24 protein-coding genes are annotated in these 24,669 nt (G+C 67.0%); 7 read left to right on the forward strand and 17 right to left on the reverse strand.

What is annotated here, in order from left to right; all coding sequences use genetic code 11:
* Positions 1-466: 466 nt before the first annotated feature.
* Positions 467-766, reverse strand: coding sequence for a hypothetical protein (locus tag BO1_RS36160; RefSeq protein ID WP_156992590.1), 300 nt, complete (start codon positions 764-766; stop codon positions 467-469).
* A gap of 151 nt (positions 767-917) precedes the next feature.
* Here BO1_RS36160 and BO1_RS36165 point away from each other — a divergent pair, with 151 nt between their 5' ends.
* A complete protein-coding gene (locus BO1_RS36165) occupies positions 918-1,100 on the forward strand; it encodes a hypothetical protein (protein ID WP_028221745.1) in 183 nt (60 codons plus the stop codon).
* Positions 1,101-1,152: 52 nt separating this feature from the next.
* On the opposite strand, the gene BO1_RS36170 is transcribed toward BO1_RS36165, so the two are convergent.
* The 3 genes from BO1_RS36170 to BO1_RS58330 form a co-directional block, all read right to left on the reverse strand.
* Complete coding sequence (locus tag BO1_RS36170) at positions 1,153-1,902, reverse strand: DUF899 domain-containing protein (protein WP_028221746.1); 750 nt, start codon at positions 1,900-1,902, stop codon at positions 1,153-1,155.
* Positions 1,903-1,967: 65 nt separating this feature from the next.
* Positions 1,968-2,360 (reverse strand): SRPBCC family protein, encoded by a 393-nt coding sequence (locus tag BO1_RS54160; RefSeq protein WP_084688480.1) that lies wholly within the window; start codon positions 2,358-2,360, stop codon positions 1,968-1,970.
* Positions 2,306-2,872: an ArsR/SmtB family transcription factor gene (locus tag BO1_RS58330; RefSeq protein WP_084688478.1), complete on the reverse strand. Its 567-nt coding sequence runs from the start codon at positions 2,870-2,872 to the stop codon at positions 2,306-2,308. Before BO1_RS58330 ends, BO1_RS54160 begins: the two co-directional genes overlap by 55 nt.
* A gap of 148 nt (positions 2,873-3,020) precedes the next feature.
* Between BO1_RS58330 and BO1_RS36185 the strand changes: the two genes are divergently transcribed.
* Positions 3,021-3,410, forward strand: a complete 390-nt coding sequence (locus BO1_RS36185) for a hypothetical protein (RefSeq protein ID WP_028221748.1) — start codon at positions 3,021-3,023, stop codon at positions 3,408-3,410.
* A gap of 169 nt (positions 3,411-3,579) precedes the next feature.
* Here the strand turns inward: BO1_RS36185 and BO1_RS36190 are convergent, their stop codons facing one another.
* Complete coding sequence (locus BO1_RS36190) at positions 3,580-4,965, reverse strand: NCS2 family permease (protein WP_407670044.1); 1,386 nt, start codon at positions 4,963-4,965, stop codon at positions 3,580-3,582.
* Positions 4,966-5,540: 575 nt separating this feature from the next.
* Here BO1_RS36190 and BO1_RS36195 point away from each other — a divergent pair.
* Both BO1_RS36195 and BO1_RS36200 read left to right on the forward strand, forming a co-directional pair.
* The gene (locus BO1_RS36195) at positions 5,541-6,515 is read left to right on the forward strand and encodes a PRC-barrel domain-containing protein (RefSeq protein ID WP_028221750.1); all 975 of its coding nucleotides are present in this window, start codon (positions 5,541-5,543) and stop codon (positions 6,513-6,515) included.
* Positions 6,512-7,789 carry an MFS transporter gene (locus BO1_RS36200; RefSeq protein ID WP_028221751.1) on the forward strand — a complete coding sequence of 426 codons (1,278 nt, stop codon included), beginning with the start codon at positions 6,512-6,514 and terminating at the stop codon, positions 7,787-7,789. The genes BO1_RS36195 and BO1_RS36200 overlap by 4 nt, the downstream gene beginning before the upstream one ends.
* 352 nt (positions 7,790-8,141) lie before the next feature.
* Here the strand turns inward: BO1_RS36200 and BO1_RS54170 are convergent, their stop codons facing one another.
* Together BO1_RS54170 and BO1_RS36210 are read right to left on the reverse strand one after the other, a co-directional pair.
* Positions 8,142-8,615 (reverse strand): DUF3331 domain-containing protein, encoded by a 474-nt coding sequence (locus BO1_RS54170; protein ID WP_062876984.1) that lies wholly within the window; start codon positions 8,613-8,615, stop codon positions 8,142-8,144.
* Between the two features lie 777 nt (positions 8,616-9,392).
* The gene (locus BO1_RS36210) at positions 9,393-10,301 is read right to left on the reverse strand and encodes a LysR family transcriptional regulator ArgP (RefSeq protein ID WP_028221752.1); all 909 of its coding nucleotides are present in this window, start codon (positions 10,299-10,301) and stop codon (positions 9,393-9,395) included.
* 172 nt (positions 10,302-10,473) lie between these two features.
* Here BO1_RS36210 and BO1_RS36215 point away from each other — a divergent pair, with 172 nt between their 5' ends.
* The 3 genes from BO1_RS36215 (at position 10,474) to BO1_RS36225 (ending at position 13,549) form a co-directional block, all read left to right on the forward strand.
* Positions 10,474-11,091 carry a LysE/ArgO family amino acid transporter gene (locus BO1_RS36215; protein WP_028221753.1) on the forward strand — a complete coding sequence of 206 codons (618 nt, stop codon included), beginning with the start codon at positions 10,474-10,476 and terminating at the stop codon, positions 11,089-11,091.
* 272 nt (positions 11,092-11,363) lie between these two features.
* Complete coding sequence (locus BO1_RS36220; RefSeq protein ID WP_028221754.1) at positions 11,364-12,470, forward strand: zinc ribbon domain-containing protein; 1,107 nt, start codon at positions 11,364-11,366, stop codon at positions 12,468-12,470.
* A 74-nt stretch (positions 12,471-12,544) separates the two neighbouring features.
* Positions 12,545-13,549 carry a hypothetical protein gene (locus BO1_RS36225; protein WP_028221755.1) on the forward strand — a complete coding sequence of 335 codons (1,005 nt, stop codon included), beginning with the start codon at positions 12,545-12,547 and terminating at the stop codon, positions 13,547-13,549.
* A 10-nt stretch (positions 13,550-13,559) separates the two neighbouring features.
* Here the strand turns inward: BO1_RS36225 and BO1_RS36230 are convergent, their stop codons facing one another.
* The 10 genes from BO1_RS36230 to BO1_RS36275 form a co-directional block, all read right to left on the reverse strand.
* Positions 13,560-14,951: an MmgE/PrpD family protein gene (locus BO1_RS36230; RefSeq protein ID WP_028221756.1), complete on the reverse strand. Its 1,392-nt coding sequence runs from the start codon at positions 14,949-14,951 to the stop codon at positions 13,560-13,562.
* Positions 14,952-14,997: 46 nt separating this feature from the next.
* The gene (locus BO1_RS36235; protein WP_043288020.1) at positions 14,998-15,858 is read right to left on the reverse strand and encodes an FAS1-like dehydratase domain-containing protein; all 861 of its coding nucleotides are present in this window, start codon (positions 15,856-15,858) and stop codon (positions 14,998-15,000) included.
* Positions 15,859-15,883: 25 nt separating this feature from the next.
* Entirely contained in the window at positions 15,884-16,672 is a 789-nt protein-coding gene (locus BO1_RS36240) for a citryl-CoA lyase (RefSeq protein WP_028221758.1), read from the reverse strand.
* A 64-nt stretch (positions 16,673-16,736) separates the two neighbouring features.
* The gene (locus BO1_RS36245; RefSeq protein ID WP_028221759.1) at positions 16,737-17,606 is read right to left on the reverse strand and encodes a MaoC/PaaZ C-terminal domain-containing protein; all 870 of its coding nucleotides are present in this window, start codon (positions 17,604-17,606) and stop codon (positions 16,737-16,739) included.
* Positions 17,607-17,649: 43 nt separating this feature from the next.
* Entirely contained in the window at positions 17,650-18,441 is a 792-nt protein-coding gene (locus BO1_RS36250; RefSeq protein WP_028221760.1) for an enoyl-CoA hydratase/isomerase family protein, read from the reverse strand.
* On the reverse strand, positions 18,438-19,574 hold the full coding sequence (locus BO1_RS36255; RefSeq protein ID WP_028221761.1) for a lipoate--protein ligase family protein: 1,137 nt from the start codon (positions 19,572-19,574) through the stop codon (positions 18,438-18,440). Before BO1_RS36255 ends, BO1_RS36250 begins: the two co-directional genes overlap by 4 nt.
* Complete coding sequence (locus BO1_RS54175) at positions 19,571-20,749, reverse strand: phenylacetate--CoA ligase family protein (RefSeq protein ID WP_052409721.1); 1,179 nt, start codon at positions 20,747-20,749, stop codon at positions 19,571-19,573. Before BO1_RS54175 ends, BO1_RS36255 begins: the two co-directional genes overlap by 4 nt.
* Before the next feature lie 103 nt (positions 20,750-20,852).
* Positions 20,853-22,052 (reverse strand): acetyl-CoA C-acetyltransferase, encoded by a 1,200-nt coding sequence (locus BO1_RS36265; RefSeq protein ID WP_028221762.1) that lies wholly within the window; start codon positions 22,050-22,052, stop codon positions 20,853-20,855.
* A gap of 60 nt (positions 22,053-22,112) precedes the next feature.
* Positions 22,113-23,423, reverse strand: coding sequence for an acetyl-CoA hydrolase/transferase family protein (locus tag BO1_RS36270; protein WP_028221763.1), 1,311 nt, complete (start codon positions 23,421-23,423; stop codon positions 22,113-22,115).
* Positions 23,423-24,328 carry an SDR family NAD(P)-dependent oxidoreductase gene (locus BO1_RS36275; RefSeq protein ID WP_028221764.1) on the reverse strand — a complete coding sequence of 302 codons (906 nt, stop codon included), beginning with the start codon at positions 24,326-24,328 and terminating at the stop codon, positions 23,423-23,425. Before BO1_RS36275 ends, BO1_RS36270 begins: the two co-directional genes overlap by 1 nt.
* Positions 24,329-24,669 lie beyond the last annotated feature (341 nt).

Here is a 24,669-nt window from a genome sequence, read left to right on the forward strand (position 1 = left end):
CTTCTGGTGGCTGGGTGATACCGGGACTGGATGCTTGACGTGGCACAACATCGCCGGGGCCTGCGCGACAAGTGTCTTGTTTCCGGGGGCATTCGCGTCTGAAAAGGAAGCATTGAAGCATCGGACACGTCTGAACTACGGGGTGGCCGACACGCATCGACTTTGCGCGATCCCGCGAGCAGTAACGTAATACGTAATAGACCCGCCTTCGGCCAGAACCGCTTATATCGCCCCGCTGAGAGCGGCTGGAAACCGCTGGCGACCCCGCCCCCGGTGTGCTGCATCGACCGTGGCCCGCAGCCGGAAAGTCGTGGCCTCAGCATCGTCCGTGTCCAGTCGCCGTGGGCCATCGCAAACCATCCATCCGCGCGGGCGGATGGCCAGCACCTACCCATTCCCGCCGTTGGCTCCCGGCGGCTTACGCGGGGCTTGCTGAGCCTTTTTGCAACTCAGGGACGATGCGACGTCAGGCTTCGTGCCGGATGGCGTCGAGCGATTCACGTGGCCATGCGCCAAGCGCCGGTTCGCGTGACTTGCCACCGAAGCGGCAGCGGTAGCAAAAGTGCACGCTGACGCCGTTCGCCCCGGCGTGCACCTTGCCGGACAGGCCACTGCCTTCCGTCAGTGTGCGGTTGTGATCGGCGGCAGTGAACTTCAGGACCACACTTTCGCTGATCGTTAGCGATGATTTTTCCCCCACGGTATTCCCCACAACACGGATGCGCTTGTCGGAAACTAGTCGGCCTCGAATCCAACAGGCGAACATCTAACTCGTCGAATCTAAACAGAACAGATGTTTATGAGGCTTGTGCACCGCGAAAGAAATTCATTAAAGTATCCGTAAGGTCGGTCCGATAAAATCGCAACGGTTTGCACTATCCGCCGTCGTCTTGTCGACCCGGTAATCAGGTACGCCGATGCCTCTCGCGCTGAACTTCTACTGGCTGACCAATCTGCTCGCCATCCTCTTCGTGGTCGCGTGTCTCTATGACTCGCGCTACGACGAATATGGCACGCTGACGCTTGCCGCCGCGGCGATGGGCCTCATTGTGATGGCCATCGAAGTGCTGCTGCGCCCCGCTTTCGAGATGTCGCTCTAGCCTTACTTTTGTCTTTCGCGGGACGCAGCGCGATTCCCCTGGCGCTCATCTCTTATTGCGTTTTGCTCTCGTGCGCGCAGCACGCCGATTGCCCGGTGCCGTCCTCATAGCGATCGTGGTGGCGCATCCACTCGCGCATATCCGTCTTCTCGTTGCGCCCCTTCGCCGTGAATTCGAGCATCGCATACGCGCCCAAAACCATTTCCACGCCACGCGCGTAAGCCGAATACGTGTGATAGACGTTGCCCGCTTCGTCGCGATAAAACGCGCTGATGCCCGGCAACTCGTCGCTCACATAGTCCTGTTCTTCATAGTTGTAGAGCGCCTTGCCACGCGCCTTATCCGCGTCGCCGAACGAAACGCGATAGTCGAAGTTGAAGTCGCTGCCATGCGATGAAACCCACGGGAAATGCCAGCCCATGCGCCGCTTGAAGGCTTCGAGCTTCGCGAGCGGCGCGCGCGAAACGGCCACGTAGGTCACGTCGTGATGCTCGAGATGCGGCAGCATGCCGTCCACGTGGTCGGAGACGAACGAGCAGCCCGGGCAGCCCTCCTCCCAGTCGGGGCCGAGCATGAAGTGATAAGTCAGCAGCTGGCTGCGTGGCCCGAACAGCTCCGCGAGCGTGCGCGTGCCTTGCGGCGTTTCGAACGTATACGTCTTCGTCACCTTCACCCACGGCAGCGCCTGACGCTTCGCCACGAGCGCGTCGCGTGCATGCGTAAAGGCGCGCTCCTCGCTGAGCAATGCCTTGCGCGCCGCCAACCATTCGTCCTCCGAAACGATCTTGTGCATCTCCATCATCGACTCCTCCTATGTGTGGATCGGGGTGGGTGCTAGCGCATCCATCCCGGTTCAGCCGAACGCCGTCATTCGAACAGCTCAACCAGACGATCGAGCCCGCTCGCCCAGCCTTCCCGATGCGAGTCGCGCGCGGCTTCGTCGAAGAAACCTTCGTGGCGCAGCGTGATCTCGGTGGTGGCGCCATCGGGGCGCAGCACGACCGTCACGCATGACTCGCGCTCGGGCGTGCTGCGCCACGCCCATGTGAACACGAGCTTCGCCTCGGGCACCACTTCGAGATAGGTGCCGCTCGCGTCGTGCTCTTCGCCGTCGGGCGAGCGCATGATCACGCGAAAGCGCCCGCCCACGCGCACGTCGGCCTCGGCATGCAGGCAGATCGTGTCGAGCGGATGCATCCAGCGCATCAGTTGCGCGGCTTGCGTCCATGCCGCGTAGACCTTCGCGGCGCTCGCGTTGATGCGGCGCCGGAGGACGAGGCTGGGGCCGGCGTGGGCTGCGCCGCTTGCGGGTCCTGCGCTGGCGCGAGCGTCTGCGGTTTGGGCTTCGATTTGGCCTGCACCGTGGTCTGCGCCGTCGCCTGCGCGGCTGCCTGCGTTGTTGCCTGAGTTGCTGGCTGCGCCAGCGTCGGGTTGGGTGGACATGCGTCTTCCTCCACGAAAGCGGCCAGACGATCGAGCGCGCCGCTCCAGAAGCGCTCGTAGTGCGCGAGCCACTGCATCGCGTCCTCCATCGGCCCCGCCGCGAGCCGGCACGCCACCGTGCGTCCGGTCTTCGCGCGCGTGACGAGCCCCGCCTCGGCGAGCACGTCCAGGTGCTTCATCACCGCGGGCAGCGACATCGCAAACGGCTGCGCGAGCGCGCTCACCGAAAGCTCGTCCTGGAGGGCCAGCCGCGCCAGCAGCGCGCGCCGCGTGGGGTCCGCCAGCGCCGCAAAGGTGCGGTTCAGCGTATCGTCTTCATACTTAACCATGAGGTTAAGCATAGAACGTGAGCCGTCGATGTCAAGGCCGCGCGCGGGCTTCGCCCTTGGCCGCACGCGCAGCCCGTAGAATGAGCCTGCGCGGCCACGCGCGCCTGTGCCTGCCCGCCCTTCTCATTCACCTCGAATCGATCACGCCATGCCGTCCAAAATCCGCAATTCGCTGCTCTGGATCTTCGACGCGTTCGAGCGCGAGCCCGACTACCTGTGCAGGCGGATGTTCGGTTGCGACGCCGCCTATATGGACGGCCTGCTGTGCCTCGTCGCTGCCGATCGCGAAAAGCCCTTCAACGGACTGCTGGTCTGCACGTCGCGCGACCGGCACGCGGCGCTCATCGACGAAATGCCGGCCCTGCGCCCGCACCCCGTGCTGGGCAAGTGGCTTTACGTGACGCAGGAAGATCCGGAATTCGAGGCCACCGCGCAACACCTGAGCGCGCTCGTGCTGGCGCGCGACCCGCGCGTGGGTGTGGAGCGGAAGCCGCGCAAGCCGAGGAGCGCGCGCGGCAACAGTGTGCTGCCGAAGTAATCGCGGCCCCCCTGTCCGCGACCCCTGATCGCAGCCCCCAATCGCCCCCCCCCCAAAATGCCGCACGGCCCGCGCCGCCAGAAAGCGGACGCGGGCCGTGAAGCCGGCAAGACGGGCCGCCGTGGCTCCGTCTTGCCGATGACCGGGCTATGTGGGCGCTAGTCGCGCATCAGATAGCCCAGCCGCCCAGGTAGAACGCCACGAGCACGGCGGCGATGAGCACCGTGCCGACGTTGAGCTTGCGGATCTCGCCGCTCACCACGCGGCCGATCACGAGCGTGGCAAAGCCCAGCATGATGCCCGTGACGATGTTGGCGGTCAGCACGATGAAGACGGCGCAGACGAGGCCCGACATCGCATCGACCATGTCGGCCATGTCGAGGCGCGCGACGCTCGAGAGCATCATCAGGCCCACGTACATGAGCGCGGGCGCCGTGGCGTAGGATGGCACGAGGCCGGCGAGCGGCGCGAAGAACATCACCGCGAGGAACAGCAGGCCCACGATCGCGGCGGTCATGCCCGTCTTGGCGCCAGCCGAGACGCCCACCGCCGATTCGATATAGGCCGCTGCCGGCGCACCGCCGAAGAAGCCCGAGAAGATCGAGCTGAGCGAGTCGGCCGTGAGGGCGCGGCCGCCGTTGATGATGCGCCCGTTGGCGTCGAGCTGGCCGGCCTGGCCTGCCACGGCGCGGATCGTGCCGGTGGCGTCGAACACGGCGGTCATCACGAGGGCGAGCACGCTGGGCAGCACGGCGAGCGAGAGCGCGCCCTTGATGTCCATTGCGCCGATCAGCGAGGCATGGCCCGGGCTCGAGAGCGACGGCCATGCGAACACACCGTGGTAGGTGACGGCCGGATCGATGGCGAGGCCGAGCGCCGAGATCGCGACGATCACGATCAGGATCGAGCCCGGCACGCGGCGGCGCACGAGGCCGAAGATCGCGGCAAGACCGACCACCGAGAGGATCGCGGGCAGCGCCGTGATGTGGCCGAGCGTGACCGGCAGGCCTGCGCCCGGGTTCTTGATCACGAGGCCCACGTCATTGGCCGCGATCAGCAGCAGGAACAGGCCGATGCCGATACCGGTGCCGTGCGCGATGCCGTGCGGCAGATTGCGCAGGATCCAGGAGCGCACGCCGGTCACCGAGATGCCCGTGAACACGAGGCCCATCAGGAACACGGCGCCGAGCGCGACTTCGGGCTTGAGACCCTTGCCGAGCACGAGGCCGAATGCGGTAAACGCGGTGAGCGAGATCGCGCAGCCGATGGCGATCGGCAGGCGTGCCCACAAGCCCATCAACAACGAGCCGAACGCCGTGGTGAGACACACGGCGACAAAGACCGCGCTGGTGTCAAAGCCCGCCTTGCCGAGCATGCCCGGCACGACGAACACGGAATACACCATCGCAAGGAAGGTGGTGATGCCGGCGATGCCCTCCTGGCGCACCGAACTGCCGCGCGCGGAAATGTCGAAATAACGGTCGAGAAAACCGCTCGCGCCAACGGCGTCGACGGCATCGCCCTCGCGGATCGCAGCATTGGCAACGTCGGCCATCGGCTGTGCGTGGGGTTCGATCATGGTGAGTGCCTCCTTTATCAGCTTGCTGAAACGGTCCGCGTTCATGTTGCGGATCCGCCATCAGGTTCGTCTCGTCTGGATTGGATTGACTAGGGGTGTCGACGCCAGCCAGGCGCACCTTCCGGCGCGCTATACCCATTCATTTTTTTGACATCTTTTTACAGGGTCGAAGGTTAGGCGAACACGACTTACGCTCCCATCGCGCGAAACACATTGAGGTCATGCCGCGATGCTTATATCGCCGTACACAGGGCGCGTCGCACAGCCACGCCTCGCGTTTACCCCGGTGCGCTGGAGCCGTCTTGCGCATGCCGCTCAGGGCACAACGGGCGGCACGCGCACCCTGATCCGCCCCCAATCGGGTAGCGCGCTGCGGCACGCCTATACCCTGAATGCGCCCTGAATGCACCCGATCGACCCTCCGACAAGGGTTTTGTCAGCGGATTCGCGGCCGTTTCGGCCGGAACAAGGCGCCATGCGGGTTAAACTCTCACGACCCGGTTTTCCCCTCGCCGCGCGCCCTGCGCCGGCCGCTCCTGGAGTTTCTGTTGATGACAGGCGGTTTCCCACGTCCCGTTATTTCCCTTCCGCACGCCTTTGCCCTGCTCGTTCTGGTCGCGCTGTCCGGCTGCAGCCTGTTCCGCCCGTACCAGACGCCCGCGCCCATCGTCGAGGCGACCGTTGCCGTCAGCGCGCCCGAGAATCTCGCGAGCGGACCCGAGGCGGCCTCCGCGCCCGAACCCGCCAGCGCTCCGCAGCCGCCTGAGCCGAAGCCGGCGCCCAAAAAACCGCACTTGCCCATCATCCGGCGCCCCAAGCCCGCGCCGCCGCCGCCGGTGCCCGCTAGCGCACCCGTTGCGCCCACCCCCGCCCCGCTCGTGCAGACGCACACGCTCGAGCGCGGCACCTTCCGCACGCTGCTCGACAGCGAAGTGCAGAAGCCGGACGGCAAGGTCGTGGGCCGCGCCGTGGACATGGTGGCCGGCCCCGGCGGCAAGCCGCAGGAAGTGGTCGTGAACCTGCAAGGGTTCATGGGCGTGGGCGACCGCAAGGCCGACTTCCCGTGGAGCGCCGTGCGCATCAACACGCAGCCGAAGACACCCGCCATCACGCTCGCGCTCACCCCCGCCCAATTGCAAATCCCCGACCGGCCCAAGGCGGGCGCGCCGCAGCCCGGCACCTCCGAGGCGAGTCCGACGCGCCTGCCGATGCTCGACGCCGAGGTCGAGCGCGCCAACGGCGCCAAGGTGGGCCGCGTGGTGGACGTGCTGATCGGCGGCGGCGCCGACCCGCTCGCGGTCGTGCTCGACGTGAGCGGGACGCTGGAGAAGCGCCGCACGATTGCGGCCGACTGGTCGGCCCTGCGCTTCGTCACGAAGAACAATGCGCTCGAAGCCCAGCTCGAGATGAGCGACCAGCAGATCGACGCCTCGCCCCCCTATGCGAACGATCAGCCGGTACGCGCCGTCAGCCCCGCCGCCGCGGGGCCGGCCGCTCCTGCAGCTCCTGCGCGCGGTGCCCAATGACAGGTACCACGCATCCCACGCCCGACCTGCGCAGCGTGCGCGCGCTCGACTGGCTGAACTTTTTCGTCGCGAACGTGCAGACCGGCTTCGGCCCGTTCATCGCCTCGTATCTCGCCTCGCACAAATGGACCCAGGGCGAGATCGGCCTCGCGCTCTCGGTGGGCACGATCAGCGCGATGGTGAGCCAGGTGCCGGGCGGCGCGGCCGTGGACGCCCTGCGCAACAAGAAGGCCGCCGCCGCCTGGGCCATCATCGCCATCATCGTCTCGGCGGTGCTGCTGGCCTCGAGCCCGACCGTCGTGCCGGTGATGGCCGCCGAGGTCTTTCACGGCTTCGCGAGCTGCATGCTCGTGCCGGCCATGGCGGCGCTCGCCCTGGCACTGGTGGGCCGTCAGAACCTGGGCGACCGGCTCGGGCGCAACGCGCGCTGGGCCTCGATCGGCAGCGCCGTCGCGGCGGGCCTGATGGGACTGTGCGGCGAGTACGTCTCGCCGCGCGCCGTGTTCTGGCTCACGGCGGCGCTCGCGCTGCCCGCCCTCGTCGCGCTCGCCATGATCGAGTACGACAAGCACGCGAACGCGCCCAAGCCGCTGAAAAGCGCCAAGGCCGACAAGGCCGCCCAAGCCAGCAAGGCCGCGCCCGCCGACGAGCCGCGCGAGACCCTCTTCGACCTGCTGCGCGACAAGCGCATGCTGACCTTCGCGGCCTGCGTGGTCCTGTTCCACCTCTCGAACGCCGCGATGCTGAACCTCGCGGCGGGCGAAGTGACGGCCGGCATGGGCGACAACGTGCAGCTCGTGATTGCGGCCTGCATCATCGTGCCGCAAGCGATCGTTGCGCTGATGTCGCCGTGGGTGGGCCGCACCGCGCAGCACTGGGGCCGCCGGCCGGTGCTGATCCTCGGCTTCAGCGCGCTGCCGCTGCGCGCGCTGCTGTTCGCCGCGGTCGGCAACCCGTACCTCCTCGTGCCGGTACAGATGCTCGACGGCCTCTCGGCCGCCGTGTTCGGCGTGATGCTGCCGCTCATCGCCGCCGACGTGGCGGGCGGCAAGGGGCGCTACAACCTCTGTATCGGGCTCTTCGGGCTATCGGCAGGGATTGGCGCGACGCTCTCCACGGCGCTCGCGGGGTTTATCGCCGACCATTTCGGCAATACCGTGAGCTTCCTCGGCCTCGCCTCGGCGGGTGCGGCCGCGGTGCTGATGGTCTGGCTCATCATGCCCGAGACGCGCGATGCGCTCGAGGATGAGACCGTCGGTGACAAGACGGCATGATGACGGCCTGAAGACGGCATGGGTGTGGTGCCGGCAGGCCCGGGATCGGGCCGGCCAGCGCCGCACTCGAGCGCATCGAATATCCGGATTGAAAGACGCGAAGCGCGACGACGCTGGGCCTGCCATGACCTAGCGCGGCCAGCGGACGCTGGAACAGAACCTTGGGAAGGCTTGTGGGAGACGCCGGACGAAGGCTCCGGGCGGAGCGCCAAGCCAGGAAAACACCGGAATTGCTACTGAAAAAGACAAAAAGCCAACCGCCCGCATCGAGCACTCGATGCGGGCTCTGCTAGCTGCGGAGCCGCCGCCTCTACCTGGACGCAGCCCTTCTTATGCCACAGTGACGCCCTAATTACGCCGCCAGCGCCTCGTCGAGACGCGCAGCCACGACGCCGCTGGGAAAGGCGTCCAGCTTGCTCGCGAGGATCATCGCGTCGGCGTTGGCCGGGCGATGACGGCGGTTAGGGCTCGGGCGGAACACCGCGTCGCCACGGCGGATCTTCTCGCCGGTCAACGCGCACACCGCGCTGCGACGCGCGGTGCAAACCCGCCACAACTGGTCGGAGTAGCGCCCATAGGTGGCGTCGCTCCAGCAGACGGTGATGCTTTCCGGATCATGACGCCGGATCAAGGTAATGCCTTGCGCATCCCACGAACGCACGGTGGCGCGGCGCCGGTTGGCCGCCTCCGATGCGCTGCGCGTGATCGGTACCGGTTTGCAACTCCTGATGCCATCGGGCTCGCTGTCCGGGCCGAAGGGCTCCGAGGCGGCGGACAGAAGATCAATGGTTTGTTGCCATGCGCTGCCGGTATCTAATTTCGTCATAATGCACCTCGTGCACGTGGAAACGATTCAAATATGCCGGTCGAATAAGCACTCTGCCACGTCGGGATTATAGCGTGCGATTCTCGCAAGCCACAGAAAAAACTGAATATTCACACGATAATCCCGGATGCGCGGCAAATGAAGCCATCGGACTTTCAGGCGTGATTGTAAGACAGCAATGCTAGTTTCTTTACATTTGTGCGTGCGACTTTTTTGCCGGTTTGTTGATCTTTAACATTTTCAGCCAGGAAAAATTAACCGGAAACGCGCTCTGGACACCAGTCGACAATGCCTTAGTAATACTATTGCGCGTCATGCAAAGGCATGCGACACACCGGCGCCTCGTCACTCCGGATCGGCCGCGACGGACGTTGCGTCTATCCCCGGGCCGTTTGGCGGCGACGCCCGCGTAGCCTGGCCGTTGCTCCCCGATCAATGAAACGCATGACACTTCCATGACATATGCATATTGGATTGCCGTTTCATACGGATCATCCGGGACGCGAAGAATTGTCGCACACGGCATGCGCATCCCAGGAAGGTGGGATTTCGAGACTCGCCTCTATTTCATGAGGTATTAATCGAAAATGAATTGTGCTTTAGCCGTTTTGTCATGCGCAAATGGGCCAACTCGAATGCACCAAATGAGCAAGACGCGCGCAATAGAAACGGCGATTCCCGGCCGCAAATTGACCATTCAATTGATGCCTAATGACGGCATGAACAGGATGCAAGCCCGTGCCCGATTTGCCGAATCGGCATCATCTCGCGCGCGTTTCAGGCGCCTCTACCTTGATCGAGGAAATCCGCTGCGCGGCGCCTGAGCATCGCGCCAAAATCGTCGAGCCAGCCAATCGACAGACGCCAGCTTTGCCAATAAAGCTCGACGTCGAGTGCGCGCCCCGGCGTGAGTTCGACGAGCTCGCCGCGCGCGAGGTGTGGCGCAATCATGCGCTCGGGGCACATGCCCCACCCCAGCCCGCTCACGCAGCAACGCAGAAAGCCCGCGACGTGCGGAATCCAGTGCAGCGGCGCGTCCACCTGCGCGCGCGTGATACGCCGCACGAAGCGCTTTTGCAGTTGATCCTTGGGATTGAACTCCACGCACGGTGCGCGGCGCAGCGCCTCGCGCCCCACGCCCTCGGCGAAATAGCGTTCGAAAAACGCCGGCGAGCACACCGCGAGGTAGCGCATGCGGCCAAGGCGCGTCGAGCGGCAGCCCTGCACGGGCTCGGCCTGGGTCGTCACGGCGCCCTGCACGCTGCCGTCGCGCATGCGCTGCGCGGTATGGTCCTGGTCGTCGATCACGAGATCGAGCAGGATGCCACGCTCGACGCAGAAACCCGCCACGGCGTCGATGAACCAGGTGCCCACGCTGTCGTCGTTGACCGCGACGCGCAGCGTGGGGCGCGACGCGTCGAGCGCGCCCGCCACCGTGGGCATGCCGCCGCCCAGCTCCGCTTCGAGCAACTGCACGCGCTCGGTGTGGCGGCACAGCAGCGCGCCCGCCGCGGTGGCCACGCAGGGCTGGCCGCGCTTCACGAGCACGGCGCCCACGCGCTCCTCCAGCAGCTTCACGCGCTGCGAGACGGCCGAAGGCGTCACGTTGAGCGCGCCGGCCGCGCGGTCGAACGAGCCGTGTCTCACGACGGCGGCGAGCGCATCGAGCAGCGCGTAGTCGAGCATTAGCGTTCCTTAATCCAGTTTAAGAAAATGAGCTTTGCTTAATCGGGCTCCGGCGGCAGACTAGCGCCGTTTGCTTCCTCTGTCGAGACACTTGCCGCAACGCCCGCCCGCTCGCTCTCTGCGGTGCGTTGCGCTCCGCACCCCGATTTCAGCCACCGACCGCTCAACCATCATGAACTGGCTCGCTTTTTCGCACGGCGCCGCGCTGTGCGCCTCCCTGATCGTCACCATCGGCGCACAGAACGCCTTCGTGCTGCGCCAGGGCATCCTGCGCTCGCACGTGGGCAAGATCGTGCTGCTGTGCACGCTCTCCGATTTCATCCTGATCGGCGCGGGCGTGGGCGGCGCCTCCGCGCTCGTCGAGCGCTACCCCACCTTCGTGCATTTCGTGCTCTACGTGGGGCTCGCGTGGCTCGTGTGGTTCGGCATCGGCGCGCTGCGGCGCGCGGTGAAGCCCACGCACGCCGTGCTCGAAACGGCGAGCGCACAGGACACGCCCGCGCAGCGCGCCTGGCCGATCATGCTGATGACGCTCGCGTTCACGTGGCTCAATCCGCATGTCTATCTCGACACGTTCCTGCTGATCGGCACGGCCGGCGCGCGCGAGCCGGAAGGCAGCCGGCTCGCGTTTGCGATCGGCGCGATGTGCGTGAGCGCGGTGTGGTTCGTGGGCCTCGGCTTCGGCGCGCGGGCGCTCGCCCCGCTGTTCCGGCGCGCTGCTGCGTGGCGCGTGCTCGATGGCGCGATCGTCGGCATGGTGCTGTTCATCGCGTTCGCCCAGTTGCGCTGAAGCGCGGCGCATAGCGAAGCGCCGGTCTGCCCCTCCCTTCAAGGCCGCTCGAGCCTTCTTCTCGCCCCAATATCCCCTGAGTCCCTGGCCGTGCGGCGTGCCCCCAAAGTCCGCGCCGCGCGGCGCCATGCCTGACGAAGGGGGCGCCGGCCGCATACGGCGTGCCCCAAGCGCCGCGCCCTTTACAATGCCCCCAATGCGATCCGCGCGATGTGGCATCGCCGCGGCACGTTGATGCCGGCTGCATCGGACCTTCACTCTCGTACTGCGTCATGAACACCAGCCAGGCTTATTCGCGGCCCGCCCGCCTGTTGCAGATTGCCTCGTGGATCATCGCCATCGTGTTCGCGATGTTCCTCGACATGCTCGGCAGCCTCGTGATCCGCGACCTCATGTTCGCGCCGCAGGGCGGACCGCCGCGCGCCGGGCAATTCGTCGACAACGCGGCCGTTGCGCCGCTCGAGGCGCAAACGCGCGAACTCGAGCGCCAGCGCGGCGCGCTCAACGACAAGGCGCAGACGCTGCGCATCGCATACGACCGTGCGAACACCGACTATCGGGAAGCCCAGGAGAGCCTGCGCAACTGGCTCGCCACACGCACGGCAACGGGCGACAGCCGCAACGACATCGAACTGCTCGCGCGCACGCGCAAGCTCGACTTGCTGCAGGCGAGCGCCAGCGACTGGCAGCGCCAGCGCGATGCGCTCGCCGACCAGCAGCGCGCGCTCGATGCCCGCAGCGAGCAACTGAACGCCCAGCTCGCGCGCCTGCAGACCGAGGCCGACGCGCGCTACGCCGCCGCACAGCGGCGCTACGAGCTCACGGTGTTCGGCTGGCGCCTCGCGCTCACGCTGCCGATCCTGCTCGTGGCCGTCTGGCTTTTCATCCGCCACCGCAAGAGCCGCTACTGGCCTTTCATCTATGGCTTCGGCCTCTTTGCGCTGTGCGCGTTCTTTGTCGAGCTCGTGCCGTATCTGCCCGATTTCGGCGGCTATGTCCGCGTGCTCGTGGGCATTGCGCTCACGGTGTTCGCGGGGCTCTACATGCTGCGCGCGTTCCAGCGCTACGTCGAGCGCAAGCGCGCCGAAATGCAGCAGAGCCAGAGCGAGCGAGCACGCGGCGTGGCCTGCGAAAAGGCCATCAGCGCCTATCAAAAGAAGCTGTGCCCGTCTTGCGACAAGCCCTGGCACCTGGGCGGCGATCAGGTGTCGTTCTGCATTCACTGCGGGCTGCGACTCTTCGAAATCTGCACGTGCGGCGCACGCAACTTCGCCTTCTTCCCGTTCTGCAATCAATGTGGCACGCATTTGACCCATGCCGATGACGAAGGCGTTGCCACAGATCGTGCCGGCTCGGCAGCAGATTCGGCGCATCGATGACACAATGGCTCCGCCCGACGCGGTAACCATCGAACAGGACCACCGCTATAAGCCTTGTCTGGAGATACTTTCAGATGAACGATCAGGTACTCGACACCTTCGATACGGCGCAGCTGATCCCCGATTTCAATGCGCCGCAACTGCCCAGTGAGCGCCCCGACCACGCGACGCTGCACGCCGCCGAACACAATACGCGCCACTGGACAAGCCGCGAAAGCGGCCCGCTCACGCCAGGCTCCGACGCGCACCGCCGCGAGACCTGCCGCATGTTCCGCGAGACCTTCAACCCCTACCGGCCTTCCGTGCTGGAATGGCCCAAGCTCGAGCCCGAAGCGCTCAAGCGCATCGTCGAGCTGCCGATCTGGGACATCGCGGTGCAGACCGAAGGCAAGGCGCGCCTGCGCATGGCGGCCTACGCCGCCACGATCGACGACCCGGACATGCGCGCCGCGCTCGCGCTCAACGCCTGGGAAGAAAACCGCCATAAGGAAGTGCTTTCGCGCATGGTTCAGGCCTACGGCATCGCGCTCGCGAGCGAGCCGCCCTATGAGTTTCCGAAGGACGCCGAGTGGGCCTATCTCGTGACGGGCTACAGCGAATGCGTGGACAGCTTCTTCGCGTTCGGGCTCTTCGAAGTCGCGAAGCGCTCGGGTCTGTTCCCGCCCGAGCTCATCGACACGTTCGAGCCCGTGATGCAGGAAGAGTGCCGCCATATCCTGCTATTCGCGAACTGGGTGGCCTGGCACCGCACGCGGCTCTCGTGGTGGCGGCGCGTGCTGTTCGAGCTGAAAGTGGTGCGCGTGTGGATGTTTCTGGGCTGGGAGCGCATCGGCCTCGCGCGCTCGATGGACGCCGAGGGCAACGAGCAAGAGCACGATAACAACTTCACGGTGAACGGCGCGCAGTCGGTCTCGGACGTGGACCTCAGCGTGCCGGATCTCATGCGCCTGTGCCTCGCAGAAAACGACCGGCGCTTCGCGGGCTACGACACGCGCCTGCTGCGCCCGGAGACCATGCCGAAACTCGTGCGCTTCGCGCTGCGCTTCATGCGCAAGAAGCCCTCGACGCAGTCAAGCTGACGCATCGTCTTCAAGCGCTTGCGTTGGCAACAGCGCTCGTTTCGAAGAGCGCGCCCACGCGCTCGGCATCCGCAACGCGCCACGCGTCGTCCAGCAGCGCGCGCGCCTCTGCTTCGCTCGCCGCTTGCGAGAAGGCCGCAAGGCGCACGAACTTCGTCGTCAGCTCTTCGCGCGAGAGCGTGTTGCCGGGGTCGCCCTTCGGCTCGTCCACGCGCGCGCGCAGCGTGCGGCCGTCACGCGTGGTCACGCTCACCTTGCCGATCCAGCGTGCCGGATACGCGCGGTCCACCTCCTCGTCCAGCGCCATCGTCACGCGCTCGCGGAACGCGGCAATCTGCGCTTCGCGGTAGCCGTGCTCGAATTCGTTCACGCCCGCGTAGCCGCGATACGCGCACAAACCCAGCACCGTGCCCATGTTGAACTTCGCCTGATGGACCGTGGTGGGCACCGTCACGCTGCCCAGCACGTCGATGGCGCCCTGGTGCACGTGCGCGGTCACGGCGGCGATATCGTCGGGCGCGAGCCGGTGCTCGGCCATCGCGGCGAGCAAGGCGTCGGCGGCCGGATGCGTATGGCGGCAGGCCGCGTGATACTTGAACGAGGTCTCCACGATCGCCCAGCGCTCGCCGAGACGGTCGACGAGCTTCGCCGGGTCCGCGTCGCTCGACATGCCCGCTGCCATGCCCTGCGCGCCTTCGAGGATGCGCTGCGCGCCGCGAAAGCCGTCGGCGGCCAGTTGCGCCGCCATCAGCCCGTTGGCGGCGGCCATGGCCGTGTGCAACTGCTTGGAGTCGGCCGCGTCGCGCAGGAACTCCCACAGGCCACTCGCCTGCGTGCCCGCCGAGCCGAACGCGTCGAGCATCTGCCCGGGCGTGAGCTTCAAGAGACGCCCCGCCGCCGCGGCCGCCGCAATCGCGCCGACCGTGCCGGTCGTGTGGAATATTTTGTAGTGCGAACGTCCCATGAATTCGCCGACACGGATGCCCACTTCGTAGCCCGCCACCGAGGCCGCGATGAACTCACGCCCCGAAGCACCGAGCGCCTGTGCGAGCGCGAGCGTGACCGGGAACACCACGGTCGCGGGATGGAGCACGGAGCCGTTGTGCACGTCGTCCTGCTCGACGAAGTGCGAGGCGGCGGCGTTCGTCATCGCCGCGAAATACGGCGTGCTGCGGCTGCGGTCGATCACGACGTCGCACGCGTCCTCAGGACTCTGCGCGCCGCGCGCCGCGCGCGCGAAGCTCGCAATGGTCTCGACCGGGCGCGCGCCGCTGCCGCCGAGCGCGGAGCCGAGCCAGTCCACATAGAGATTGACGGCACGCTCGACGACCGGCACGGGAATGGCGTCGAAATCAAGCGTGGCGGCAAAGGCCGCGAGCGTGCGGCTGGGATGGTCTGTCATGGCAGGATTCATGGGAACGTAATCGAAATACGCTGAGTGGTCAGGCTCAGTAGAACGTCGCGGTGGCTTGCATCGTCAGATAACCCTCGTGGTCCTTGGCCCACAGCTCGACAGAGCGGCCATCGTCGGCCGGCCTGCCGCAAAGCGTGAACGCGTTGCCGCCGAAGGTGGGACGCACCACGCGAAACGCGAACGAAGCGACGCTCGCGTCGGGGCGCTCGCGATGCACGAGATCGAGCAGCAGCGTCGCAATCAGCGGCCCGTGCACGATGAGCCCCGGATAGCCCTCTTCCTGCGTGACGTACGGGAAATCGTAGTGAATCCGATGGCCGTTGAAAGTGAGCGCGGAATAGCGGAACAGCAGGACGGGGTCACCCACGAGCGTGCGCGACCACGTCTGCCCCTGCGGCGCCACGATGGGCTTCGGCACGCTCGCGCCGGGCTGCGGGGCGTCGCGATAGACGATGTCGTGCTCTTCCTCGATGCACAGCGCCCCCGCCGATTCGTAGCGATGCTGCACCGTCACGAACACGAGCCGGCCGCTGCGCCCGGTCTTGTCCTCGATGCTCGCGATCGTCGAGGTGCGCTGCGCCGTCTCGCCCGCGCGCAGCGGCGCGTGGAACGTGAGGCGGCCGCCCGCCCACATGCGGCGCGGCAGCGCGACGGGCGGCAGGAAGCCGCCGCGCTTCGCGTGGCCATCCGGGCCCACTTGCGCGAGCGGCGCCACCGGCAGGAAATAGAGCCAGTGCCACAGCGGCGGCACGGTGTTGCCGGGCGCATCGCGGTCGAGCGTCGCCGCGAGCGCGCGCAGCGGAAACGACGTGATCTCGTCGCTGAGCGTTTCGGTCTTGTCGAGCCACGCCTCGAGCGGCAAGGCTTGCGGGACTTCCGGTTCTGATTGGGACACGGCAATCCTCCGTTGCGGTAATGGATCAGGCCTCGCCGCGCAGATGCGCCGACGCCTCGTCCTCCACACGTTGCCACAGTTCGAACGACATGGGCCGCTCGCCTTCCTCGAGCAGATGCCCGACCAGCCCGATCGCGCGCGCCATCACGCCGAAGCCGCGCACGATGCGCCACGGGAAGCCGAACTCGCAGCAGATCGCACCGATGGCGCCCGTGGCGTTGATCGGCAGCGGCTTGCCCGAGACGCGCTCGGCCTCGGCGCCGATCAATTGCATGAGCCTCACATAGTCGCCCGACAATCCGTTTTGTGCGGCCAGTTCGAACAGGCGTGGCGTGCGCGGGTCGATGGGCTTGTGCAGCGGATGGCCGAGGCCCGGGATCGGTGTGCCGCGTGCGCGCCACGCGGCCACCGTGTCCACCGCGAGCTTTTCGAGGTCGTCGCAGCGTGAGCCATAGGGCAATGCTTCGGAGAGCATATGGCACGCGCCTTCCATGCTGCCGACGAACACCGAGCCGAGCCCGCACAGCCCCGCCGCCACGGCCGCCTGCAACGACTCGGGCGCGCCGGCGTAGGTCATGCGCGCGGCAATCGCGCTGGGCGTCATGCCATGCTCGACGAGGGTGATGACGATCGCGTTGAACATCGCGGATTGCTGCGGCGTGGCGGCCTTCCCGGTGAGCTGCAGGAACGCGAAGTCGCCCAGATTCATGTGGCCGAGCACTTCGTCGGGCAGGCTCTTGCCGCGCACGACGATGCGATCGGGCGTGCTGTACGCAATATCGGAGCGCACCAGCGGTTTCGGTTGACGGGCCATGACTGCGGTTCCTTCGTGTGTGTATGCGATTGCGGTGAGGTTTCGGTGATCGAGGGCGCGCGATTCAGCGCAGCGTCGCAGTGCCGTTGTTGAGCACCACGACGTCACGCTCGACCACGCGCGCGCGCAAGCTCACGGCGTTGCCGTCGCGCCAGATCTCCGTGCGGATCGTCTCGCCCGGATAGACCGGCGCGGCGAAGCGCGCGTGAAAGCGCGCGAGCCGCGCCGGGTCGCTCGCGCACAGCGTCTTGAGCAGCGCATGCGCGGCCACCGCCCAGGTGGCGAGGCCGTGCAGGATGGGCCGCTCGAAGCCGGCCGCGCGCGCGACCTGCGGGTCCGCGTGCAGCGCGTTGTCGTCGCCGCACAGGCGGTACAGCAGCGCCGTCTCCGGCCGCGTCGGCAGCGTGCAGACGTAGTCGGGCGCGCGCTCGGGCACCGCGGGCGGCGCGGCAGGCGCCTCGTCGCTCAGGCCGCCGTGCGCGCTGAAGCCGCCGTCGCCGCGGCAAAACGTGAGTTGCGTGAGCGTGGCGTAAAGCTCGCCCGTGGCCTTGTCGGTAATGCTACGCTGAATTTCGAGCAGCGCGCCCTTGCCTTCGCCCTTGTCGACCACGCGCGTGATCCGCGAGCGGCCGATCACCGTGGCCGCGGGCGGCAACGGCTTGTGAATCTCGATGCCCTGCTCGCCGTGCAGCAGTCGCACCCAGTCGATGCCGCTCTTCGGATCGCGCGCCCAGAAGCCGGGAAAGCCGAGCACCACCGAGAAAGTCGGCGCCACGCGCAGTTCTTTCCCGTAGACGAAGGCGAGGTCGTCGGGATCGATGGGATCCGCGCCATAGCCGACGGCGAGGCTATAGAACATCGCATCGCGCGCCGCGTAGGTCTGTTCGATGCCCTCGAAAGGCCAGTTGCGCAAGGTGTGGTAGTCGATCGTCATGGCTGTGCTGAAGATAGAGAACTATGGAGTGCGAAGCGGTCGCTCACGCTTCGCGCGCGGGCCACTTGAAGAGCGGCTCCGCCTTGTCGCGAAAGCGCCTCACGGCCTCCTGGTGGTATTCGGTCGTGAATGCGATGCCCTGCGCCGCGGCCTCGATTTCCAGCATCGTGCGCAAGTCGCTGCCGAGCGACTGATTCAACGCGCGCTTGGCCACGCCGAACGCAACCGGCGACGCGGCGGCGAGGCTCGCCGCGAGCTGGGCCGCGCGCGCGTGTAGCTGGTCCGGTTCGACGATCTCGAGCACGGCGCCCATCGCCTTCGCCTCCACTGCACCCATCTCGCGCGCCGTGAACACGAGATCCTTCGCACACGCGAGGCCCACCACGCGCGGCAGCGTATAGAACGCGCCGCAGTCGGGCACGAGCCCCACCTTCATGAACGGCATGCAAAAGCGCGCGCGCGTGCTGGCGATCACGAAATCGGCGGCGAGCGCGAAGCTGAAGCCCGCGCCGTAGCACACGCCATCCACCGCGGCGATCACGGGGCGGTCGAGGTCGATCAGCATGCTCACCCAGCCATGCAGATCGTCGATGCGTTCGCGCCCGGCCTGGGCGCTCGTCACGTTCATGCCGCGCACATCGCCACCCGAGCAGAAGTCGCTGCCCGCGCCACGCAGCACCACGGCGCGCACGCTGCGCTCGGCGCGGATGCGCACGACCGCGTCGTGAAGCTCGGCACGCATGGCCGCGTTCATCGCGTTCTTCGCTTCGGGGCGGTTGAAGCACAGCGTCGCGATGCCGTCCTCGATATCGACCAGCAGGGTTGAACCGCTCATGCGGCCGCTCCCTGCGCATGCGTGAGCTCGGCGAGCGCCTTGTCGAGGGCCGTGAGCAGATGCACGGGCTCGACGCCCGCGAACTCCACGTCCGCGCGCGCAAGGAACGCTGCGACATGCGCGCCGCACGCTTCGCGCGTGGCCGCCAGTCCCGCGAAGCCCTCTTCGAGCCAGGCCACCGAGCGCAGCGGGCGCGGATGCCAGTCGCCGTTCACGATCGCGCGCTGCACCACCCCGTCGCGCACCAGCAGGCTCAGCCAGATCAGCCCGGCAGGCGCTTTCTCGCGGCCCCGCACGACGCGGTCGCCGGCCTGCTCGATGGGCCCATAGCGTGTTGCTTCGCTCTTCTCGTGGAACCAGGCATCGTCGACGAGCTCGCGCGTATATTGCTGGGCGTAGGCGTGCTCCGCTTCGCCCAGCTCGCCTGCTGCGAGCGCGATATCGCCGAATGCCCGCCGCACGCACGCCTGAACCCACGCGCGCAGCTCCGCCTCGCTCACCGCACGGCCCAGCTCCTGCTCCAGATACGTGTAGCGCGAGCCGAGGTCCTTGTGCTTCTTGTCCTTCACTTTTTCCGGCGCCATCGGCATGGCGCGCGCCGCGATTTCCGTGTCGATCGCCTTGACGTTCAGCAGGATGCGGAACGTGAGCACGCCACTCTCGATCTTCATCGAGGTGGCCACGAGCTTGCGGCCGTCGATCTCGACATCGTTGAGCGGCCGGTACGACGCCGCAAGCCCGAACACCTCGCGCAGCGCCTCGGCCACGTGCCCGAGAATGGCCGGGAAGGCGGCCGCCGCCGTATCCGGCACGCCCGGCAGGTCGACTGGCAGATACAGCGCGAGAAAGGCCGAGCCGCTGCCCGCATAGATCGCCCCGCCGCTGCTCACGCGCCGCCGTGCGAGCACGTTGTTGCTGCGGCAGAACGGCAGGTCGAGCACCTGGTTCGGATCTTCGTTCACGCCCACGGTGATACTGTCGCCGTTGAAGACGTTCAGGAGTACGGTGGGCGGTGCCAGACCCTCGGCCACGGCGCGCTCGATGGCGGGCGAAACCGAGGTCGAAAAATCGGCGTAATTGTGGTCGCCCACGACATAGCGCCATGGCGCCGGAGCTGCTTTTACGTTGTTCATGTTGTCTCTCTCCTTTGGTCCTGCACCAGCGCCGTACCTTCGAGCTTCGCGACGACCTCGATCGCGTCGGCGTGAATCAGCGTCTGGCGCTTGAAGCGCTCGGCAATAGCGTCCAGTTCGGTGGGCGCCCCCTCGACGAGCAGCGTGAGATGGTCGCCACCGTGCGCCTTTGCGCCCACCACGAGACGGTATGCTCCCGTGGCACCCGCGATGCCGACCAATACGCTCTTGATCTCGGACGGGTACACCTTCACGCCCTTGATCTTCACCATCGAATCGACGCGCCCGAACACCACGCGCGGCAGCGACACCGTGCGGCCATGCACGCTTGACGTGCGCTCGAGCACGGTGAGGTCGCCGGTGCGGTAGCGCACGAGCGGCTGCAGCTCCTTCTTCAGATGCGTGAGCACGAGCTCGCCGCGCTCGCCGTCGGGCAGCGGCGCGAGCGTGTCGGGGTCGATCACTTCGGCATGGAGCAGTTCGTCGAAAACGTGCACGCCTGCGCCACCGGGGAACGTGCGCGCCACCGGCAGACATTCGGATAACGAATAACTGTCGATGAGCAGCGTGCCAGGCATCGCGGCCCGCACGCGTGCATAGAGCGCCTCGTTGCCGCTAAAGGGTTCGCCGCCCGCGAAGAACACGCGGGGCACCGGACACCCCGCTTCGATCAGCTTGAGCGCATGCGTGGGATTGCCCGCGAGCACCGTCACGCCGCACTGGCGCGCCACCTGCGCAGCACGCTCCGTTTCGCCGGGGCCATGCGGGATGCACGCGACGCCACGCGCCTCCATCTGGCTCTGGTAGAAGAGCCCGGCCACGAACAGGTGATAGCCGAACGTGACCATGCAGACGTCGCCCGGGCCAATGCCGCAGGCATCGAGGTGCTGGCCGCATGCCGTTTCAATGGCGCGCAGATCGGCGGCGCTGTGCAGGATGGGCACGAGCGCCGCGCCCATGGGCGTCAGATGCACGCGCACGGGCGGCACTGGCGGCGCGAACGCACCGTAGCCGGGCTTGCGCATCTCGGCCACCAGTTGCGCGCGCGACATCAGCGGCACGCGTTCGGCGAATTCGGTCGTGCTTGCCACGCTGCGCGGCAGCCGTCCCGCGTAGAACGGATGTGCATGCAGACGTTCGAGTTGCAGATTGAGCGAATCGAGCGGATCGCGCATGTGTCCTCCATGATTGAGGCGGGCGGCGGTGCCATGCCGCCGACCTCGTGTTCGATGCGCCGCGCTCGCACACTGGCGCGCGACGCCCTTGATGCGTCCAGCCTTACGCCGCGCGCTCGAAGATGGCGGCGATGCCCTGCCCGCCGCCCACGCACATCGTTTCGAGGCCATAGCGCCCCTTGCGGCGCTGCAGCTCGTAGAGCAGCGTCGTGAGCATGCGCACGCCCGTCGCGCCGATCGGATGACCGAGCGAGATGCCCGAGCCGTTCACGTTCAGGCGCGACTCGTCGTGCCAACCCCAGCCCTTGAGGACCGCGAGGACCTGGCATGCGAACGCCTCGTTCAGCTCGACGAGATCGAGCTGGTCGAACGTGAGGCCGGTCTTCTGCAAGAGCTTGTGCACGGCGGGCACGGGGCCGATGCCCATGGTCGCGGGCTCGCAGCCCGCCGCGGCCCAGCCCGTGAGATAGCCGAGCGGCGTGAGGCCGAGCTTGTCGAGCTGGTCTTCGGCGACGATGAGGCAAGCCGCCGCCGCGTCGTTCTGCTGACTCGCATTGCCCGCCGTCACCGTGCCGCCCTCGATGAGCGGCTTGAGCTTCGCGAGCGACGCCTCGCTCGCATCGGTACGCACGCCTTCGTCGCGCGCGAACAGCACGGGGTCGCCCTTGCGCTGCGGCACCGCAACCGGCACCACTTCCCCGGCGAAGCGGCCCGACTCCCACGCCGCAGCCGCGCGCTGGTGGCTGCGCACCGCATAGGCGTCCGCCTCTTCGCGCGTGATCCCGTATTCCTTCGCGAGGTTCTCGGCCGTTTCGATCATTCCCGAGATGTAACCGAAGCGCGCCTCGGGCTGCGAGCGCTCGCGGCCGCGCTCGAGCCGGTCGTGCATGCGCACCGAGCCCGAGCGCGCGCCCCAGCGCATGTCCGTGGTGTAGTACTCGATATTGCTCATGCTCTCCACGCCGCCCGCCACCACCACGTCGGCAGCGCCGCTCTGCACCATCATCGCCGCGGTCACCACGGCTTGCAGGCCGCCGCCACAGCGGCGGTCGAGCTGCATGCCCGGCACCTGCACGGGCAGCCCCGCTTCGAGCGCGGCCCAGCGGCCGATGCAAGGGGTCTCGCTATTGGCGTACGACTGCGCGAAGACTACGTCTTCGATGCGCGCCGCGTCGATGCCGCTACGCGCGATCGTCTCGCGCAGCACCGTTGCGGCCAGCGTCTCTACCGCAACGGGGCGCAGACTGCCGCCGAAGGTGCCCACCGGCGTGCGCACCGGCGCAACAATGGCTGCTCTTCTCATTTCGTTATCCTCTGTATTCTTTCGATTAGCGTTCTGTATCGGTCATCCAGGCTGGCCCATTCAAGCCACTAGCGTGTCGCGCTGCACGTGATGCGCGGCCGCTAACGCCTCGCGGCATTCGGGCGGCGCGATCGCCAGCATCCTCTCGGCGCGCTGTGCCAGCGTCAGCCCGCGCAGGTCAGCCACGCCGTGCTCGGTCACGATCACGGCAGCATCGCCGCGCGGCGTGCTAACCGGCCCGGACAAGCGCGCGACGATGCGGCTGCCGTGACGCGTGCTCGACGCAAGCGCCACGATGGCCATGCCGCCGCGCGAGCGCGCCGCCCCGCGCATGAAATCGAGCGCGCCGCCCACTGCGCCCACATAGCGCCCCGCCGCCACTTCCGCGTTCACCTGGCCAGTCAGATCGACTTCGAGTGCGGAATTGATCGTGACGAACCGGTCGATGCTGCCGAGCACGTCGATGTCGTGCGTATAGGCCGTCGAGCGAAACTGCACCTGCGCGTTGCGATGCGCGAAGCCGTAGACGCGGCGCGTGCCCATCATCGTGCCCGCGATGCTCACGCCTACATCGCGCGTCTTGCGCGCGTTGGTCACCACGCCCGCTTGCACGAGGCCGGCGATCGCGTCGCCGATCGTGCCCGTATGCACACCCAGGTCGCGCCGGTCGTCCAGCCGCGCCGCAATCGCTTCGGGCAGCGCGCCAAGCCCGAGCTGCAGCGTCGAGCCATCCTCCACGAGGTCCGCCACGTGGGCCGCGATGCGCGCCTCGACTGCCCCGGCCTGTGCCGCCGGCGCTTCGAGCGGCATGCGCTCGGTGTGCACGAGCACGTCGAAGTCTTCGGCGCGCAGCATGCGCTCACCGTAGGTCCACGGCGCCGCCGCGTTCACTTCGGCAATCACGACGCGCGCGGTGTCGATGAGCGGCACGAGATATTCATGCGCGATCGAGAGGCTATAGCGGCCCGACTCGTTCGCGGGCGCAACTTGCAGCAGCAGCACGTCCACGCGGTTCGGCCCGCGCGTGAAGGTCTCGCGGAACTGCGAGTAATGACACGGGAGAATATCGAGGACGCCCGCGCGTTCGAGCCTCCGGTTCGTGCCTGCCGCGCCATACGCGAGAAAGTCCACGACGTCTGCATGCGCCGGTTCGAGCGTCTCGGACCACGACGCGCCAATGAACACGCGAAAGCGCCCGCCGGCCCGACCCTGGCCGCCCTGCGCGGCGATGGCCTTGCGCTGCGCCATCAGCCGCGCCGTGAGCGTGCAGGGCTCGGCGCCGCACTGCCCCCACGCGACGAGGTCGCCGGGGCGTACGTATTGCGCGAAATCGAGCGCGTCTGCCTCGACGACACGCGCGGCGCGCGACATCAGACCGGGTCCCAGCTGAAGACGTCGGCCGAGACGTCGAGTTCATGGAACGAGCCGCGCAGCGCCGGCATGGCGTGCTGAGCGATCGTCTCGGGCGTCCAGCCTTCGCCGCGATGCACGGAGCGCACGGGACGCGGCTGGCTCATCAGGAAGATCTCGTTGTTGCGCACGGCAAAGATCTGCCCCGTGACATCGGCGGCCTGCTCGCTTGCGAGGAACACCGCGAGCGGTGCGATCTTCGCGGGCGTCATCTGCTTGATCTTTTCGACGCGCGCTTCCTGCTCCGGCGAATCGATCTTGATCGAGTTGATCATGCGGCTCCACGCGAACGGAGCAATGCAGTTCGATCGCACGCCGAACTTCTGCAGATCGAGCGCGATGGACTTCGAGAGCCCCGCAATGCCCAGCTTCGCCGCACTGTAGTTGGCCTGCGCGCGATTGCCGATCAGGCCCGAGGTCGAGGTCATATGCACGAAGGCGCCGCTGCGCTGGTCCTTGAAGTGGTCGGCGGCGGCGCGCGACACGTAGTAAGAGCCGTACAGGTGGACCTTCACGACCGAATCGAACTCCTCCTCGCTCATCTTGTGGAAGAAGCGGTCGCGCAAAATGCCCGCGTTGTTCACCACGCAGTCGATGCGGCCGAACACGTCGAGCGCGTTTTGGACGATATGCGCCGCGCCCGCGGCATCGGCCACGCTGTCCGTGTTCGCGGTGGCCTGACCGTCGAACGCCTCGATCTCGTTGACCACGGCCTGCGCGGGGCCGTCGTTGTGGCCCTCGCCCGAGAGCGATGCGCCCACGTCGTTGACCACGACCCTGGCGCCCTGGCGCGCCATCGCCAACGCGATGTCGCGGCCAATGCCGCCGCCCGAGCCCGTCACCACCACCACCTTGCCTTCCAGCATCCGTTGCGTTGTCATCGTTCGTGCTCCTCCGTCCCGCGTTGCACGGGCATTCGTTCCAATGAATCTGCTGTGTCGGCGCGCGCCGTCTCGCGGTTTGCCGCGCCGTTTGTCGTGTTTGCAGCTTGACGCAACGTACGCGCGGGCACAATTTGGATATGCCGAATGCCCGATTCGTCCAGGATTAACCCGTAATTCCGCTAATGGCGCGTGTTGCGCTGCGACGCAATAATGCGCAAGATCCGCAGAGTCTTGCCGCTTGTGCGCTGCTCGCACAATCTCGTTCGAACGAACGTTGACAGTGGCGGCGCCGGCCCCGCGGTCACCCAAGCACCAAGGCACTA

Source organism: Paraburkholderia oxyphila NBRC 105797 (assembly GCF_000685075.1).
Lineage (GTDB): Bacteria > Pseudomonadota > Gammaproteobacteria > Burkholderiales > Burkholderiaceae > Paraburkholderia > Paraburkholderia oxyphila.

Excerpts from the sequence above, each read along its gene's own strand:
- BO1_RS36160 (WP_156992590.1), bottom strand. The coding sequence starts at position 766 with ATGTTCGCCTGTTGGATTCGAGGCCGACTAGTTTCCGACAAGCGCATC.
- BO1_RS36250 (WP_028221760.1), bottom strand. The coding sequence starts at position 18,441 with ATGAGCGGTTCAACCCTGCTGGTCGATATCGAGGACGGCATCGCGACG.
- BO1_RS36215 (WP_028221753.1), top strand. The coding sequence starts at position 10,474 with ATGAACTGGCTCGCTTTTTCGCACGGCGCCGCGCTGTGCGCCTCCCTG.
- BO1_RS36270 (WP_028221763.1), bottom strand. The coding sequence starts at position 23,423 with ATGTCGCGCGCCGCGCGTGTCGTCGAGGCAGACGCGCTCGATTTCGCG.
- BO1_RS36245 (WP_028221759.1), bottom strand. The coding sequence starts at position 17,606 with ATGACGATCGACTACCACACCTTGCGCAACTGGCCTTTCGAGGGCATC.
- BO1_RS36185 (WP_028221748.1), top strand. The coding sequence starts at position 3,021 with ATGCCGTCCAAAATCCGCAATTCGCTGCTCTGGATCTTCGACGCGTTC.
- BO1_RS36210 (WP_028221752.1), bottom strand. The coding sequence starts at position 10,301 with ATGCTCGACTACGCGCTGCTCGATGCGCTCGCCGCCGTCGTGAGACAC.
- BO1_RS36265 (WP_028221762.1), bottom strand. The coding sequence starts at position 22,052 with ATGAGAAGAGCAGCCATTGTTGCGCCGGTGCGCACGCCGGTGGGCACC.
- BO1_RS36255 (WP_028221761.1), bottom strand. The coding sequence starts at position 19,574 with ATGAACAACGTAAAAGCAGCTCCGGCGCCATGGCGCTATGTCGTGGGC.
- BO1_RS36170 (WP_028221746.1), bottom strand. The coding sequence starts at position 1,902 with ATGATGGAGATGCACAAGATCGTTTCGGAGGACGAATGGTTGGCGGCG.
- BO1_RS36225 (WP_028221755.1), top strand. The coding sequence starts at position 12,545 with ATGAACGATCAGGTACTCGACACCTTCGATACGGCGCAGCTGATCCCC.
- BO1_RS36220 (WP_028221754.1), top strand. The coding sequence starts at position 11,364 with ATGAACACCAGCCAGGCTTATTCGCGGCCCGCCCGCCTGTTGCAGATT.
- BO1_RS58330 (WP_084688478.1), bottom strand. The coding sequence starts at position 2,872 with ATGGTTAAGTATGAAGACGATACGCTGAACCGCACCTTTGCGGCGCTG.
- BO1_RS36195 (WP_028221750.1), top strand. The coding sequence starts at position 5,541 with ATGACAGGCGGTTTCCCACGTCCCGTTATTTCCCTTCCGCACGCCTTT.
- BO1_RS36165 (WP_028221745.1), top strand. The coding sequence starts at position 918 with ATGCCTCTCGCGCTGAACTTCTACTGGCTGACCAATCTGCTCGCCATC.
- BO1_RS36275 (WP_028221764.1), bottom strand. The coding sequence starts at position 24,328 with ATGCTGGAAGGCAAGGTGGTGGTGGTGACGGGCTCGGGCGGCGGCATT.
- BO1_RS36240 (WP_028221758.1), bottom strand. The coding sequence starts at position 16,672 with ATGGCCCGTCAACCGAAACCGCTGGTGCGCTCCGATATTGCGTACAGC.
- BO1_RS36190 (WP_407670044.1), bottom strand. The coding sequence starts at position 4,965 with ATGGCCGACGTTGCCAATGCTGCGATCCGCGAGGGCGATGCCGTCGAC.
- BO1_RS54175 (WP_052409721.1), bottom strand. The coding sequence starts at position 20,749 with ATGCGCGATCCGCTCGATTCGCTCAATCTGCAACTCGAACGTCTGCAT.
- BO1_RS36200 (WP_028221751.1), top strand. The coding sequence starts at position 6,512 with ATGACAGGTACCACGCATCCCACGCCCGACCTGCGCAGCGTGCGCGCG.
- BO1_RS54170 (WP_062876984.1), bottom strand. The coding sequence starts at position 8,615 with ATGACGAAATTAGATACCGGCAGCGCATGGCAACAAACCATTGATCTT.
- BO1_RS36230 (WP_028221756.1), bottom strand. The coding sequence starts at position 14,951 with ATGACAGACCATCCCAGCCGCACGCTCGCGGCCTTTGCCGCCACGCTT.